Annotated in this window: 18 protein-coding genes; 11 read left to right on the forward strand and 7 right to left on the reverse strand. The window is 39.7% G+C overall.

Features of this window, described 5'->3' with window-relative positions; genetic code table 11:
• The first annotated feature begins 97 nt into the window (after positions 1 to 97).
• The 3 genes from MKZ05_RS05775 (at position 98) to spxA (ending at position 1,690) form a co-directional block, all read left to right on the forward strand.
• Positions 98 to 385, forward strand: a complete 288-nt coding sequence (locus tag MKZ05_RS05775; RefSeq protein ID WP_050945281.1) for a hypothetical protein — start codon at positions 98 to 100, stop codon at positions 383 to 385.
• Positions 386 to 522: 137 nt separating this feature from the next.
• Complete coding sequence (locus MKZ05_RS05780; RefSeq protein WP_058014295.1) at positions 523 to 1,101, forward strand: GNAT family N-acetyltransferase; 579 nt, start codon at positions 523 to 525, stop codon at positions 1,099 to 1,101.
• A gap of 193 nt (positions 1,102 to 1,294) precedes the next feature.
• Positions 1,295 to 1,690, forward strand: coding sequence for a transcriptional regulator SpxA (gene spxA / locus MKZ05_RS05785; RefSeq protein WP_003211421.1), 396 nt, complete (start codon positions 1,295 to 1,297; stop codon positions 1,688 to 1,690).
• 39 nt (positions 1,691 to 1,729) lie between these two features.
• Here the strand turns inward: spxA and MKZ05_RS05790 are convergent, their stop codons facing one another.
• Complete coding sequence (locus tag MKZ05_RS05790) at positions 1,730 to 2,395, reverse strand: TerC family protein (RefSeq protein WP_050945279.1); 666 nt, start codon at positions 2,393 to 2,395, stop codon at positions 1,730 to 1,732.
• 262 nt (positions 2,396 to 2,657) lie between these two features.
• Between MKZ05_RS05790 and mecA the strand changes: the two genes are divergently transcribed.
• From mecA to pepF, 4 genes are all read left to right on the forward strand, one after another.
• Positions 2,658 to 3,323: an adaptor protein MecA gene (gene mecA, locus MKZ05_RS05795; protein WP_050945278.1), complete on the forward strand. Its 666-nt coding sequence runs from the start codon at positions 2,658 to 2,660 to the stop codon at positions 3,321 to 3,323.
• Between the two features lie 85 nt (positions 3,324 to 3,408).
• Positions 3,409 to 4,929 carry a cardiolipin synthase gene (cls, locus tag MKZ05_RS05800; protein ID WP_050945276.1) on the forward strand — a complete coding sequence of 507 codons (1,521 nt, stop codon included), beginning with the start codon at positions 3,409 to 3,411 and terminating at the stop codon, positions 4,927 to 4,929.
• A gap of 161 nt (positions 4,930 to 5,090) precedes the next feature.
• A complete protein-coding gene (locus MKZ05_RS05805) occupies positions 5,091 to 6,251 on the forward strand; it encodes a competence protein CoiA family protein (protein WP_050945274.1) in 1,161 nt (386 codons plus the stop codon).
• 214 nt (positions 6,252 to 6,465) lie between these two features.
• Positions 6,466 to 8,292 carry an oligoendopeptidase F gene (gene pepF, locus MKZ05_RS05810; RefSeq protein ID WP_282959899.1) on the forward strand — a complete coding sequence of 609 codons (1,827 nt, stop codon included), beginning with the start codon at positions 6,466 to 6,468 and terminating at the stop codon, positions 8,290 to 8,292.
• A gap of 100 nt (positions 8,293 to 8,392) precedes the next feature.
• Here the strand turns inward: pepF and MKZ05_RS05815 are convergent, their stop codons facing one another.
• From MKZ05_RS05815 to MKZ05_RS05835, 5 genes are all read right to left on the reverse strand, one after another.
• A complete protein-coding gene (locus MKZ05_RS05815) occupies positions 8,393 to 8,566 on the reverse strand; it encodes a hypothetical protein (RefSeq protein ID WP_226805021.1) in 174 nt (57 codons plus the stop codon).
• 296 nt (positions 8,567 to 8,862) lie between these two features.
• Positions 8,863 to 9,774 (reverse strand): ClpXP adapter SpxH family protein, encoded by a 912-nt coding sequence (locus MKZ05_RS05820; RefSeq protein WP_212046070.1) that lies wholly within the window; start codon positions 9,772 to 9,774, stop codon positions 8,863 to 8,865.
• Positions 9,771 to 10,169, reverse strand: coding sequence for a thiol management oxidoreductase (locus tag MKZ05_RS05825; RefSeq protein WP_008355333.1), 399 nt, complete (start codon positions 10,167 to 10,169; stop codon positions 9,771 to 9,773). The genes MKZ05_RS05820 and MKZ05_RS05825 overlap by 4 nt, the downstream gene beginning before the upstream one ends.
• 274 nt (positions 10,170 to 10,443) lie before the next feature.
• Positions 10,444 to 11,211, reverse strand: a complete 768-nt coding sequence (locus tag MKZ05_RS05830; protein ID WP_050945269.1) for a lytic transglycosylase domain-containing protein — start codon at positions 11,209 to 11,211, stop codon at positions 10,444 to 10,446.
• 21 nt (positions 11,212 to 11,232) lie between these two features.
• On the reverse strand, positions 11,233 to 11,811 hold the full coding sequence (locus tag MKZ05_RS05835; protein WP_050945267.1) for a CYTH domain-containing protein: 579 nt from the start codon (positions 11,809 to 11,811) through the stop codon (positions 11,233 to 11,235).
• Between the two features lie 236 nt (positions 11,812 to 12,047).
• Here MKZ05_RS05835 and MKZ05_RS05840 point away from each other — a divergent pair, with 236 nt between their 5' ends.
• The 4 genes from MKZ05_RS05840 (at position 12,048) to MKZ05_RS05855 (ending at position 14,853) form a co-directional block, all read left to right on the forward strand.
• Positions 12,048 to 12,413: a hypothetical protein gene (locus tag MKZ05_RS05840; RefSeq protein WP_212046067.1), complete on the forward strand. Its 366-nt coding sequence runs from the start codon at positions 12,048 to 12,050 to the stop codon at positions 12,411 to 12,413.
• A gap of 33 nt (positions 12,414 to 12,446) precedes the next feature.
• Positions 12,447 to 13,076, forward strand: a complete 630-nt coding sequence (locus MKZ05_RS05845) for a GTP pyrophosphokinase family protein (protein ID WP_003211990.1) — start codon at positions 12,447 to 12,449, stop codon at positions 13,074 to 13,076.
• A 65-nt stretch (positions 13,077 to 13,141) separates the two neighbouring features.
• A complete protein-coding gene (locus MKZ05_RS05850) occupies positions 13,142 to 13,942 on the forward strand; it encodes an NAD kinase (protein ID WP_003211364.1) in 801 nt (266 codons plus the stop codon).
• 44 nt (positions 13,943 to 13,986) lie between these two features.
• On the forward strand, positions 13,987 to 14,853 hold the full coding sequence (locus MKZ05_RS05855) for an RluA family pseudouridine synthase (RefSeq protein WP_137054783.1): 867 nt from the start codon (positions 13,987 to 13,989) through the stop codon (positions 14,851 to 14,853).
• 42 nt (positions 14,854 to 14,895) lie between these two features.
• On the opposite strand, the gene prpE is transcribed toward MKZ05_RS05855, so the two are convergent.
• Positions 14,896 to 15,639, reverse strand: coding sequence for a bis(5'-nucleosyl)-tetraphosphatase PrpE (gene prpE, locus MKZ05_RS05860; protein ID WP_003211819.1), 744 nt, complete (start codon positions 15,637 to 15,639; stop codon positions 14,896 to 14,898).
• Positions 15,640 to 15,800: the final 161 nt, after the last annotated feature.

The following is a 15,800-nucleotide window of genomic DNA, read 5'->3' on the forward strand; positions in this document are numbered from 1 at the left end:
AGCACTGCTATGTCAGTGCTTCTTTTTTTTATTTTACAAAAAAACGAGATGATGGTAATTTCTAGTTAACAACAAGCGGGTTCTAGGAGGAAATCAGATGTCGATATGGAAGACGTTTCGTTATTCATTCTTTCACTTTCTCATTGTATTCATGCTTTTTTCAACGTCCTTTTTGAGAAAGCCAAATGGAGGACAGTGGATGCTCATATTTATGGTGCTCATTGGCATCGTGTCTTTTTCCGTGGAATATATGCTTCACCGGAAAACAAGCAATCAGAAAGAGGAAGCACGGCGCAGCAAGTATCTTTATTTCATCATGTTCCAAACTGGGATGACACTTATCCTGTTTGTCTGTTTTCAATTACTCATGAATCGTTCGATATAAAACTTTTTTTCTGTTGTTTGAAAAAAAGTGAAACTAGAGGAGACTTTGCTGCGTCTTACTAGTACAGGCGTTTAAATAGCAGGAAATCGGGAATATCTAAGGAAGTGGTTCTTAACGATATCATAAGGAGCGGATCCATGAATTGGTATGAAAAGCTCAGTGAATACTTCCCGATAGAAGAAATGAAGTCAAAAGAGCATATGGAAGCTTTATTAAAGGAAAGAAGTGATGTTTATCATAAGGAGGAAGGACCTCATCATGTGATGATGTACGCCGAATTTGATAATTTTATCTTTATTGATTATTTATTTGTTTCCAGAGATGCAAGAGGTGAAGGCCTCGGATCAAAGCTCATTCATAAGCTGAAGGAAAAAAAGAAACCGATCTTGCTTGAGGTTGAGCCTGTAGATGAAGATGATGCAGATACTGCAAAACGCCTAAAGTTTTACCAAAGAGAGCACTTCAAGCATGCAGAATCAATCGGTTATAAACGCAGGTCACTTGCAACAAATGAAGTGAACCGCATGGAAATCCTTTATTGGTCGCCTCTTACAGATAATGAAGAAGAAATGATGGAGGCTATGAGGAAAACCTATGAACGAATCCATACGTATAAAGATGAAGAATGGTATGGGCAGTCGTATGAAGATGTTGATGATGTATTGAAGGTCATTGAAAATAGAAAACAAAAAAATATTTTCGATCATCTCGACTAAATGAGAATGTTCAGACATCAAGCAACACGAGAAAATGAATGAAATTGTCTAGTTTTTGTCACAAAAATTGCAAGAAAATCTGTTCACACTTACTTTTTTATAGTATAATCACTATAAAGATTACTTATTTAGAACAATTTTAATTTAAGAATACAGATCAATATTCATTCTACAAATTGAGGAGTGAAGATTTATGGTAACATTATACACATCACCAAGCTGTACATCATGTAGAAAAGCAAGAGCGTGGTTAGAAGAGCACAATATTCCGTATCAAGAGAGAAACATCTTTTCAGAGCCTCTTTCAATCGATGAAATTAAAGAAATTCTTCGAATGACTGAAGACGGTACAGATGAAATTATCTCAACACGTTCAAAAGTATTCCAAAAGCTAAATGTGAATGTTGAGACAATGCCTCTTCAACAATTGTATAAACTGATCAATGAGCATCCAGGTCTTTTAAGACGTCCAATCATCTTGGATGAAAAAAGACTACAAGTTGGCTACAATGAAGATGAAATTAGACGTTTCCTTCCAAGAACGGTTCGTACATTCCAACTAAGAGAAGCTCAGCGACTTGCTAACTAATAGAAAAACGAAAAGCTGCCGATCATTTGGCAGCTTTTTTTATTTATTTTCAGCCGTTTGTTCGTAAAACAGGCTGGCTAAAATGACCATTACGACTGTTAAAAACGGAAGCATCAATTCAAGAGTCGCATGCTGAGCCATAAATTCATTCAATTTCACATCACGAACAATCATTTCACCGCCAGTAAAAGCCAAAAGAGCACTTCCTCCGTATAAAAGAAACGGGAATTTGGTGAAAGCGGCATGAATCAGCTTACTTCCCCAAATAATAATCGGTACTGAAATCATCAGGCCAAAAGCGGTCAGCAACATGTTCCCTTTTGCCGCTCCTGCAACTGCAATCACATTATCAAGTGACATAAAGAGGTCGGCAATCACAATGGTCTGAACCGCACGCCAAAGGGAGCCGCTGCTTTTAATGCGAATTGATTCTTTCTTTTGCTCAATTAACAAATTGTATCCTATATAAAGGAGAAAAAGTCCGCCGATAAATTGTAAATAAGGGATGGTCAATAAATAAACTGCGGCACCTGTCATTGTTATTCTCATCAGCACTGCCAAAAGTGTGCCGATCCATATGGCTTTATTGCGTTTGTCATTTGACAAGCTGCGGCTAGCCATCGCAATGATCAACGCGTTATCTCCGCCTAAAATCAGATCGATGCCAATAATCATCAGTAAGGATATGATCCATTCTGTTTCCATCCATTTCACCTCATGTCTAATAGAGCTCGTACAACCAATATATGAAGACAATTCAAATATATGTTTCTGTAAGTTTTCTCTGCAAAAAATGCGTTTTTATTTCTTTTATTCATGTTTTATCATAAAATAGACAGTACGAAGCAATACCTCAATTCTTTAAAAGGTTAACATGTAGACGGAACGGGTAAAGTGTAGTAAAGTACTATTAATTGGGAGCTTGTATGTCCCTTCAACATCTTATATAGAAGGGAAGGTTGGCAAAATGGAAATCGAAAGAATTAATGAACATACAGTGAAATTTTATATTTCCTACGGTGATATTGAAGACCGCGGATTTGACCGTGAAGAGATTTGGTATAATCGTGAACGCAGTGAAGAGCTGTTTTGGGAAGTAATGGACGAAGTGCACGAAGAAGAAGAATTTGCAGTTGAGGGACCGCTTTGGATTCAAGTGCAGGCACTTGACAAAGGTCTTGAAATTGTCGTGACGAAAGCCCAACTTTCTAAAGATGGACAAAAGCTCGAATTGCCGATTCCAGAAGATAAAAAAGATCAAACAGATGAAGAAAGTCTAGACGCACTGCTTGATGATTTTCAAAAAGAAGAGCAGGATCAAGAAGACCATAATGAGAAGGACAAAAAACTTCAACTTCAATTTGTGTTGAAAATGGATGACTTTGAAGATTTGATTGCACTTTCTCAATTAAATATGCAGGATTTTACCTCAAGTTTATATTCGTTTGAAAACCGTTATTATCTATATGTTGACTTCCACGAGGATTTGTCAGATGAGCAAGTGGAGAATAAGCTCAGCATTTTGCTTGAATATGCTCATGAATCAGTGGTCAGCATTTACAGACTGAAAGAATATGGTCAGCTGATTATCGAAGGAAATGCCCTTGAAACGATTCAACAGCACTTCTCGTAACCAACAAAAGTCGATTTCTATAGAGGAATCGGCTTTTTTATCGGAATGAATAGGTAAATAAAGAGATCGGCAAGGAGAAAATGAAATGAGAAATTTAGTCAAAGTTCTATTTTTTCTTATCATTACGATAGGTGCTTATTTAGTCATTCAATTAATTGCCGGTGATTTAGCGGTAAGTGTATTAAGTTCAGTCAGCGTTCTGTTCACTTTATCGATTATCTTCATCGGGTTTGTCATATTCTTGGAGAACCGGAATCCATCTCAAACGATAACGTGGCTTGTCCTGCTTGGCAGCTTTCCGTTATTCGGCTTTTTGTTCTACATTTTCTTTGGACGCAATATCAAAAAGCGCCGGTTGTTTGAAAAGAAAGCCATCTTGGACGAACAGTTAATCCAGGAAGATGAACATATTCATAGAGAAGCGATTGAGAAAATGACGCATATGGGTGATCATCAGCAGCTCTTATTTAAGCTGGCCCACAGACTTGGACATACCCCTATTACGTATCGCACGTCCTCTAAAGTCCTGACGAATGGAGAAGAAACATTCTCTCATATTTTTGAAGAAATCAAAAAGGCGACACATCACATTCATTTAGAATATTATATTCTCCGCCACGATGACCTTGGACAAGAATTAAAAGATATTCTCATTGATAAAGCGAAAAATGGCGTGATTGTCCGCTTTTTATATGACGATGTAGGGAGTTTAAAGCTCTCTCGTCAATATATTGCTGACCTCGAAAAGGCTGGCGTTCAGATCGTTCCATTTTTACCCGTGAGGCTGCCACTGTTAAATAATAAAATCAATTTCCGAAATCACCGAAAAATTGTCGTGATTGATGGAGAAGTTGGATTTGTTGGCGGGCTAAACATTGGAGACGAATATATGGGCAGAAGCAGACAATATGGATTTTGGCGTGACACGCATTTGATGATTAAGGGTGAAGCTGTTCGTGATCTGCAGCAGATTTTCATGCAGGATTGGTACTATATGACGAATGAGAGATGTGCAGGTGTGGAATACTTCAAAGATTTCACCCACATTGAGATTACAACAGAAGGCGTACAAATGATTGCTGGTGGTCCTGATAAACAGTGGGAGGTCATTAAAAATCTCTTTTTCTCCATGATTATCTCTGCCAAAAAGTCTATTTGGATTGCTTCACCATATTTTGTGCCGGATGATGATATTTTGTCTGCATTGAAAATTGCTGCATTAAGCGGAGTAGACGTACGGATTATTGCACCGAAGAATCCAGATAAACGGATCGTCTTCCATGCGTCCCGTTCATACTTCCCGGAGCTTTTAGAAGCAGGGGCAAAGGTGTATGAATATGATCAAGGCTTTATGCATAGTAAATTTATCATTGTAGATAGCGAGCTGGCTTCGATAGGCACGGCCAACATGGATATGAGAAGCTTTCATTTGAATTTTGAAGTGAATGCCTTCCTCTATAAGACGAAAAGCACTGAGAAGCTCGTGAACGACTTTTTAGGTGATTTAGAACAGTCGCACGAGATTGTCCCAGAAGAATTTGCAAAGAGACCGTTAAGGGTAAGACTCTTTGAATCAACAGCAAGATTATTATCGCCATTACTATAAAGATTGTATTTTCCCCCTTTTTATCAGGGGGTTTTTTCATTTTCCTCAAGAAAACATCAGTAAAATCATATTTTCACACAATAAAAGCTCATTTTGCCTATTCGCTCTCTTATAGACGAACAAGCTATAATACGGTCATCAAAAACTAAGGGGCGAGCTGAATGAATACAGCGATCATGGATAATGGAAAGCTTATTCGAATTACACATCACTTATCTAAAAACAGGTTGGAGCATGTCAGGACAACGTGCAAATTTTACTGCCCTGAATGCAGGGAAGAAGTGCAATTAAAGCTTGGTGAACAACGTGTTTATCATTTTGCACATAAACAGCTGACAGCATGTCCACTAGCCTCAGGCGAAACGGCATATCATCAGGCGGGGAAAGAAGCCATGATGAATTGGCTTCAGCAGCTGGGACATAAACCAGTGCTTGAAAAGTATGTGTCAATGGTTCATCAGCGTCCTGACGTGACCGTCTCTATTGGAGGAACAAGCTATGCAATCGAATATCAATGCTCAAATATTTCACGGCAAGAGCTCCGTAAAAGAACAGCAGGACTCCGCGAAGCAGGGCTCTTCCCTATATGGGTCCTAGGAGCAAATCGTTTAAAGCGAAAATCTGCCCAGCTCTTTTCCTTCTCCTCCATTCATTGGGGAATGCTAAGGGAATCACAGAAAGGAAGTCTGATTTTTTATTGTCCGCTCCAGAATCGATTCATCCATCTTGCTCAACTCCTTGTATTTCAACCAACGAAAATATGTGCTGCCATGACTGTCAGACCGCCAACAGCATACCGCAAACTTTCGGATATCCTATCGCCGCCATCAAGCAAGCGTCAAGTTTCTAAGCAATGGCTAAGGTGCATACAGCAATTTAGGCAGCGGCCTCCTCGCATTTTATCAAATGAAAGCAAACGATTGAGAGACGTTTTTTATGAGCATCATCAAACAGCTTTCCCTTTTCTACCGGCTGAATTATTTATCCCGCTGCCAGAAGCGTACATCTTTACAAGTCCCGTTTATGTCTGGCAGGGGTGTCTATATGATTGGATAATAAGGAAAAAAGGAAGCAGTCCAGTGACGATTCAACTGCTGATGAAAGAAATCAAGCGGTGTATCCAGATGAAAGAAGTAAAGCTTCGATATGGGGATGTTTCAATAGAAGAATTAAAAGAGGTTATCACATCATATGTTCATGCGCTTGTCAGACAAGGGTTTTTACACATGACGAAAGAGGGTAATTATGAAGTAGCGTCAAATCAAATGCCGATACAAACAGTAGATGAAGCGTTCAAACGAGATGCTTTCTTATTTCATTAGCATGTTTCATGCCCACTTTGATCATGATAAGAAAAAGGTGGTGCTGCGATTGAATAGAAAGAAACGCTTTTTTCTCATTTTTTTAGTCTGTTTGGTATTTATTTCTGCATATGATTTGACAAATATAGTTCAAAACAAAGAAGATAAATACAACACCAATTTCTTTCACTTTCCGAAAGGTTGGTTCAACACAACTTATGCAAGGGGGATTCATATGACTTCACAAAGCAAAAACAACCATTTACCAGACAGAAGCGAAGTAAAAGAAGAAAACAAATGGCGACTTGAAGATATTTTTGAAAGCGTCGATGCATGGAACAAGGAATTCGAAGCGGTCAAAAAAGAAATTCCTAAGCTCGCCCAATTTAAAGGCAAGCTCGCCCATTCTGCTGATGTACTGTATGAAGCCCTAACCTTTCAGGATCAGCTTTCTGAAAAGCTTGGTAAGCTTTATACATATGCGCACATGAAATACGATGAGGATACAACTAATTCATCATTTCAAGCGCTAAATGATAAAGCATCGAATTTATTTACACAACTCTCTAGTACTTCTGCTTATATTGTTCCAGAGATTTTATCGATTCAAGAAGATAAATTGCAGCAGTTTATTCTGGAAAAAGAAGAATTAAAACTGTATTCTCATGCTCTTGAAGAAATTAATAAAGAACGTCCACATATTTTAAGTGAGGAGCAAGAGGCCTTATTAGCTGAGGCATCTGAACCTCTCTCAACTTCATCTACTACTTTTAGTATGTTTAACAATGCTGATATTTCGTTCCCTTCTGTAAAGGATGAAAATGGGGAAGAAAAGAAAATTACCCACGGCAACTTTATCACATTTTTAAACAGTGATGACCGTGAAGTGAGAAAGAATGCCTTTAAAGCTGTGTATAAAACGTATGATCAGTATAAAAACACGCTTGCTTCAACACTGAGTGGTTCGATTAAAAAGGATAATTTTTATGCAAAAGTACGAAATTATAAATCGGCAAGAGAATCAGCACTATCTCGAAACAGTATCCCAGAAGAAGTATATGACAATCTAATTGATACAGTTCATCAATATTTACCGTTATTACACCGTTATATTGAATTGCGTAAAAAGGTGTTAAAGCTTGATGAAGTGCACAATTATGACTTGTATACGCCACTTGTAAAAGATGCTGGCATGAAGCTAACCTACGATGAAGCAAAGGATTATATGCTAAAAGGGTTAGCGCCATTAGGAGAAGAATATGTGTCCGTGTTAAAAGAGGGACTCAATAATCGCTGGGTAGACGTTTATGAGAATAAAGGGAAACGTAGCGGTGCGTATTCATCTGGAAGTTATGGCACAAATCCATATATCCTCATGAACTGGCAAAATAATATTGATAATTTATTTACACTGGCTCATGAATTTGGGCACTCCGTCCACAGCTACTATACAAGAAAGCACCAGCCATATCCGTATGGAAACTACAGCATCTTTGTAGCTGAAGTAGCTTCTACGACAAATGAAGCGTTACTTGGCGAATACCTGCTGAATCATCTAGATGATAAAAAGCAGCGTTTGTATGTGTTAAATCACTTGCTAGAAGGATTTAGAGGAACGGTATTCAGACAGACGATGTTTGCTGAGTTTGAGCATTTGATTCATGTGAAAGCACAAGAAGGAGAGGCTTTAACGCCAGAATTCATGACGAACCTTTATTACGACCTGAATAAGAAGTATTTTGGAGACGGCATGGTTGTGGATAAGGAAATCGGATTAGAATGGACGAGAATCCCTCACTTCTATTACAACTATTATGTCTATCAATATGCTACAGGCTATAGTGCTGCACAGGCATTAAGCAAGCAAATCTTAGAAGAAGGAAAACCAGCGGTAGAGCGCTACACAGATTTCCTTAAAGCAGGAAGCTCTGATTATCCAATCAATGTGCTGAAAAAAGCAGGTGTTGATATGGCTTCTAAAGAACCAATCGAAGCAGCATGTCAATTGTTCGAAGAAAAACTAAAAGAAATGGAAGAACTCATCTCCACAACGGGTGAGTAATGAAAAGACTTCTGTCAGACGTGTGAGTGCATACTCATCTTTTGACAGGAGTTTTTTTCACAAAAAAGACCTCTTCACATGTAGAGGCCGTTCATTCTCATCAACCTTTAAATCCCTTAAAGGTCTTCCGGTGGTTCAGTCGATAAAGTGTAAAAAGTATTGCAGCAAATAAGAGAGGCGATGTGAGATAAAGGGGAAGCATTTTCATTAAGCCTAATATGTTTAAAAAGAAACATAAGCCAATGGAAACAAGTCCAATGGTTGTGCTGCGCATGCAGATCCCTCCATTTTTTCGTTACTTTCACTATATGAAAGTGACAACCCTCTTATGTTTTGTGACAAAAATATGAACATATAGTATATCTGTTGTCATAAGTCGACAAAATTTGATATACTACAGATGTGAAATTAATCACATACAAACATTACCCCTTTGTTTGACCGTGAAAAATTTCTCCCATCCCCTTTGTTGTCGTTAAGACATAGTGAAACCGCGCTTATCCCGGCGCGGTTTCTTCGTACCTAAAAATAGAACAAATGTTCTTTTTGGAAGTGAAGAAAAAACATGGGTCAGCACCCATGTTCATTCTCACAGCGATAGACATCAAGATCTGAATGATGATCATCTTCTTTATAGCGCCAAAACATTTCTTGCTGCACTTGTACACGTTCGACTTTTTTAGCGAAAGCCAGCTTTTTCATTTCTCGTTCAACTTCATCAAGTGTCAGGTCATAAACGACCGCAATCTCTTTGGCAGATGCAAATTGAAAGTAAGCAATAAACCATTCAATTGGAGGCCGTTCTGAAGGGGTTGGTTTTTCACCAATCATTTCAAAAAGGATTTCCTCGTATACATCATAAGAGTACGCACCTGAAATTTTTAATCCTTCATCTCCGTTTACTGTATTAAAAAAGGCAAAGGTCGGAAGCTCAGACACGTCCATTTCAGCGGCAATTTTCATATCACATTTTAGTGCTTTGACAGCACTTTGAGAATGAATATCGCGCTGGAATTCCTCGATGTCTAGTCCAGCGCTTTTTGCATTTTCTAGCAGTACATGTTCACTTGTGACATCTTGCTGATGGCAAAAAAGTGATTCTTGAATGAGTCGCAGAAATTTCATTCCGCATTTTCTACCTTGAAGTTCAGCCGCTTTTAATGCAAGCGAGGCGAGATAGGGTGAAGTCACAATTTGTTCAGACAGCATTTGTTCTTTTTTGGTCTGAGTTTTGGTCGCAAATTTCCCCCATGCTTCAGTCAGTAAATGCTTTTTTCTTTTCCGATTCAATGCATTAATACTAGAGCTTGTTACCGTTCGTAAAGTGAAAAAACGGCCGTACTTCATTTTTAATTTTTTAATGGATGGTTCTAATAACCAGCAGTCTGGACTTAGAGGGTCAATGAATACATAGATTTCAATCGGCTTTTGAGGATGTCCGTGACAGTGTGAGAAATATTGATCGTGCGTATTGCAGCTCAAGATCGTCCATCCTTTTCAGGTGTTTGATTGACCATATGACGAGCCGTTAAAGAAAGTCGCTCAAATAAAAAGTCACGAATATCGCCGGTTAATCCTACTTGATCCATCGCATCCTCCATGCATTCAAGCCATGCGTCAGCCCGCTCCTCAGTAATCGGAAAAGGGAGATGTCTCGCCCGTAGCATAGGGTGACCATGCTCCTCTGTATAAAGCGGGGGTCCGCCTAAATATTGCGTTAAAAACTGTTTTTGTTTTCTTGCTGTTTCTTTTAAGTCATCCGGGAAAATAGGATGAAGCAAAGGATGACACTTTACATTTTCATAAAAAGTATCAACAAGTTGCGATAGAAGTTCCTCTCCAACCGCTTCGTAAGGTGCGTTAAACGATTGTACCATGTTGACTACTCCTTTTACTCGTAGTTAATAGGATGAAGCGCCCTATTGTGAATTCATTTATTTCAAAAGTGATATTCAGTTTGTTCTATTTTAATGTTTCTATTCTTGTACTTATTTTAACAACCTCATCTCAATTCCACAAACAAACCGCTTTGGTCTATTGGAAATAAGGGGAGAGGCGGGTTCCGTGATCAATTGACCATATCATAACACATTCAGTCAAAAAAGGGTGAAAAGCGACATACAAAAAACCGAAGAGGTTATTCTCTTCGGTTTAAGCGAAATATTGTGCTGTAATTTTCTTTACATAATTTTGTGTTTCTTTAAATGGTGGAATGCCGCCGTATTTATCAACATTTCCTGAGCCTGCATTATAAGCAGCTAAGGCGAGTGAGACATTTCCATTATATTTCTGAAGCATTTGTTTGATATACTTCGTGCCGCCTTCGATGTTCTGGGCCGCATCAAAGGCATTATTCACGCCAAGTGACTTAGCTGTAGATGGCATAAGCTGCATAAGGCCAAGCGCGCCTGCATGGCTGACCGCATTCGTACGATAGCCAGATTCTTGCTTAATGACCGCATGAATTAGCTTTTCTGGAACACCATGTTTTTGAGCCATTTGTGACACAATTTGATTAATTTCCTTTGATGATGAGCCGCTTGAAACAGCCTTTTGAAGCGGCGGCGTGTAGCTGTTGTTTAAGACATTCCCAATACCATTTGCTGTATTCAATGGAGCGTCATTCGCATATGAAGGTTGAGCTTGAAGCTGCTCACCGCCAGCGATAGCAGATAAGTATGGGTTTGTACGCGCGTATTGCGTGTTCGGAGCCGTTGATGGGTCCGTTCCCATAAATGCAGAAATTGAAAGCGGCAGGCGTGATAATTCTGATCCGCCTAAAAAATCTTGCAGCAGCGACTGAAATGAAGCTTGTGCAGTCGATTCTTGGCCGCCCGGCATTTGCGTTTGTCCAGGGTCTGATTGTAACGTTTTAAGCGCTTGGAGCTGCATAAAGGATTGAAGTTGATTGACGTTCATCATGTTCCTCCTTCAAGGAATTCATCTATTCTGTGTTTTCATTTTCTCTTCATAAAAACGTACGACTTTGTTTTTCGTGTTTCGAACAGGGATTTGGAATTGTTGGAGCAATGCGGAGAATGCGGCTTGTCCGATTTCCAGGTCGCTCACTTCAAATTCAAGTTCATGGTCCTCTACTGTTAAATATCGGCTGTGATCCAAAACAATTAAGCCTTCTTTGATCATTTTTTCAGCTCTTGACGTTTCAAGTGAACCAAAATACACAATTTGATCCTTTTGAATGTTCAAATGATCTAGCCTGTCAGCCACTTCACCTTTTGGCAGCTGGAAATCGTCAAGGCTTGAAGGAGGAGCGATCGTTTGGTGGGTTTCGAGCAAGCCTATTTCGTGTGGTTCCTTTAACGTGAGAACCCACTGACCGTTTCTTTCTCTCATTCTTAATGCAGCGAATTGAGATTTTATATCAAATTGAGGTGTATCAAAGTAATGGTTGGTTTGCGTGTGAAAATCCGAATCCTTCAATTGAAAATGTTGTTTCAACTGTTCAAATTCTTCTTTCATTAACAATTGCTTTAGTTCTATTTCAATTTCCTGTGCCATTTTGACATCAACCTTTCATTTAGAGGAAATATGATTATTGTACATGAAGTATGTTCATCATGTAAAAGACTGTTTTTATCTATTATTTCTCTTTCCACATGTGCCAAAATCAATGGATAATTACGTGAAAGGATCATTTATAAGAAGAAAATAGGATTTTCTCAATAAGTTCGGTTTATCAATATTGAACTTGATATGATAAAATAAAGCTGTACTTTGTTGTAAAGGAGATCATGATGCAAAACCGAATTGAAATCGCAGAAGCAACTTTAAAAGAAGACAGGCTGATTTTGACGACCAAGTCAGAAGAGCAAATCCAAAAAGCAAAAGCATCAGGACAAATGCTTGTTGATTCTGATCACTTTGCGTTCGTTTACATACTTGAAAACGAGGAGTCCTTTTCATATCTTATCTTAGGGGAACATACATGGACTCCATTAAAAGAAGCAATGAATCTTGACATCCCTGTCTATTTGACAGCGGGAGGACATTCGTTAGAACTCATTCAGCTTCATCAAGAATTACATTATTTAATCGACAATATTAAAGACAATGCCAATTACGGAGATATGGAAGAGAAAGTGAAGAGCACATTCCTCTGAAATAATTAGGTATATGGAATTGGGGGAAGTTTCATGGACAAAAAACAATGGGATCAATTCCTCGCACCGTATAAACAAGCAGTCGAAGAATTAAAAGTGAAACTAAAAGGCATTCGAAAGCTGTATGAATTCGAGGATGACCATTCACCAGTAGAATTTGTTACAGGCCGAGTGAAACCTGTTGCCAGCATATTAGAAAAGGCAAAGCGTAAAAACATCCCAATGCATGAAATCGAAACGATGCAGGATATTGCTGGGCTTCGCATTATGTGCCAGTTTGTAGAAGACATACAAGTCGTGAAAAAAATGCTCCAGTCACGAAAAGACTTCGTGGTTGTTGATAAACGCGACTATATTGCAGAGCATAAAGAAAGCGGATACCGTTCGTACCACCTTGTTGTGTTATATCCGCTGCAAACGATTAATGGAGAGAAGCAGCTCCTCGTCGAAATCCAAATTCGTACACTTGCGATGAATTTTTGGGCGACCATTGAGCATTCTCTGAATTATAAATATAGCGGGAATATCCCGGAGAAAGTCAAGCTGCGCCTTCAAAGAGCTTCCGAGGCAGCATCTCTTCTTGATGATGAGATGTCTGAAATTAGAGGGGAAATTCAAGAAGCACAAGTGGCATTTTCCCGGAAAAAGAAAAACGATAGCTGAGCCTGTGCTTGATCAAATATGATGCTGCCCTCTCATAGCAGCAAGGTGGAAAAGGAGAAGAATTCATGAAATTTGCAGTTTCTTCGAAAGGGAATTCTGTATCTGACACACTCAAAAGTAAAATTCAGACCTACTTATTGGATTTCGGGATGGAACTCAATGAAGAGGAACCCGATCTTGTCATTACGGTTGGTGGAGACGGCACCCTTCTTTATGCGTTTCACCGTTATAGCGACCGTCTGAATGAAACAGCTTTTGTCGGTGTTCATACAGGTCATCTTGGTTTTTATGCAGACTGGGTGCCAAGTGAAATTGAAAAACTCGTTTTAGCTATTGCGAAAACCCCTTATCACATTGTGGAATATCCGATCTTAGAAGTCATTGTCAGATACAACGATGGCGGCAGAGAAGAGAAATATTTAGCCATGAATGAATGTACGATTAAAAGTATGGAAGGGACACTTGTGGCAGATGTTGAAATTAGGGGTCAGCTGTTTGAAACATTCAGAGGTGACGGTCTTTGTCTGTCTACGCCGTCTGGCAGTACAGCCTATAATAAAGCACTTGGGGGCGCCATTATTCATCCTTCCATTAGAGCCATTCAGCTGGCAGAAATGGCTTCAATCAACAACAGAGTGTTTCGAACGGTCGGTTCGCCGCTTATTTTACCAGACCACCATACTTGTGTCATAAAGCCGAGGAATGATGTCGATTTTCAGGTAACCATTGATCATTTGACGCTGCTTCATAAGGATGTCAAATCCATTCAATGCCGGGTAGCAGACGAGAATGTCCGCTTTGCCCGATTTAGACCATTTCCGTTTTGGAAAAGGGTGCAAGATTCCTTTATCGGAAAAGGTGAATAAGAAAGAGGTCGTTCTCGCTGGAATACTTTACACTAAACAAAACCATGACAGCCAAAGAAGAAGGGCTGCTTTTAAAGGATTATTTAATAGATATTGGCATTTCGAAAAGAATGCTGACGGATATTAAATTTGATGGCGGTGATCTCCTCATTAATGGAGAGCATGTGACTGTGAGATACAAGCTGCATAACGGAGACAGGCTCACCATTTTATTCCCAGAGGAAAAAGTGAGTGAAGGGCTAAAGCCTGCTCCGATTCCGCTTGATATTTTATTTGAGGATGAGCATGTCCTTGTGCTGAATAAAAAGCCATATATTCCGTCCATTCCTTCTCGGGAGCACCCAGAGCACAGTATTGCGAATGGATTGCTGCATCATTATGCAGAGCAGTCTGTTCGGCTGACGGTTCATTTAGTGAACCGCCTTGATCGTGATACATCTGGCGTCATGCTTGTGGCCAAGCATCGCTTTGCCCACAGCCTTTTATCAAAAGCGCAGAAAAGTGGAGCGGTCAAACGAACATACAGAGCGTTTACACATGGCATGATCAAAGAAAAGCATGGAACCATTCGTGCAAAAATTGCCCGAAAAGGAGATAGTATCATCGAGCGAATGGTCGATGATACTGGGCAGGAAGCTGTGACGCATTTTACAGTGCGAGCGGTGGATGCTGAGTTGAACATGTCAGATGTGACGCTGGCACTTGAAACGGGGAGAACCCATCAAATTCGTGTTCATATGCAGTATCTTGGTCATCCGCTCATCGGAGATACGTTATATGGCGGGACGAGTGAGCAGATGAACCGGCAGGCACTGCATAGTGAGACTCTTGTCTTTCCTCATCCGATGACCGGGGAGGAAATGACATTCTCGGCTCCGCTTCCTGAAGACATGAAATCATTGCTGCTTTAAATAGAGAAACCCGGCTACCTGCAAGCGCAGGACCGGGTTTTTTTATGATGTGAAATGCTGAAACCTTGAATCGTCATAAGGCATAGAGGAAGGAACAGAAACCGTTTCAAGCTCAGGATATTTAAGGGCAGACAGCCGGTGGCCAAATACACAGCCTGTATCAATGTTGACAGTTCTGCCAACGAATCGCGGTTCTTTCACTGGTGTATGTCCGTAGACAATCCATGGTTTTCCGCGATATTCCTTTGCCCAATCCTTCCGCACAGGTCGCCCATCCGGCCACGTTTCTCCTGTGACTGCGCCAAATAATAGATAGGATCGCATCTGTTTGTTCGGCTTTCTTCCAATGTCCTTTTCCTTCATCGCTGCGTGAGCAATCATCAGTTCATCAGGAATAAGTACATCGTAAAGCGGAGCCTTCTCAAATAGCTGCTTAAATTCATGTGACAATTTGGTTTGTTCATGAAGGGGCAGCTTTTTTATTTCGTTCACTGTGGTTTCAATGCCATGAAGTAATTTCACCGGATTTCCTTTTAAATAGCGATAAAGCTTAAAGCAATGGTTGCCAGGTACGTAGCGGATCGCGCCGTGTGCGTAGGCATGAATGACAAATCGCATGACATCTACTGACTGAGGTCCTCGATCTGTTAAATCACCGACAAGTGCTAGCGTTCTCTTATCAGGATGGACGGGTAATCCATGTTTGAATTCGTATCCTAGTTTGTGTATGAGGGCAAGCAGCTCTTCGTAGCAGCCGTGGATATCACCAATGATATCAAATTTCATAAGATTTCCTCCTGATTTTTCTCATCCATTCATCGGGGTTAAAGAAGTTTGAATTTTAGAACATATAACGAATGGCTTTCTTTTCATTTAGGCAATTGTTAGAATCAATGCTTTAACGTAAACCTTAAAAGATTAAACATCAATGTTAGGAGGCTTTAGCC

It is taken from the genome of Bacillus sp. FSL M8-0277 (assembly GCF_037975305.1).
GTDB classification, from domain to species: domain Bacteria; phylum Bacillota; class Bacilli; order Bacillales; family Bacillaceae; genus Bacillus; species Bacillus pumilus.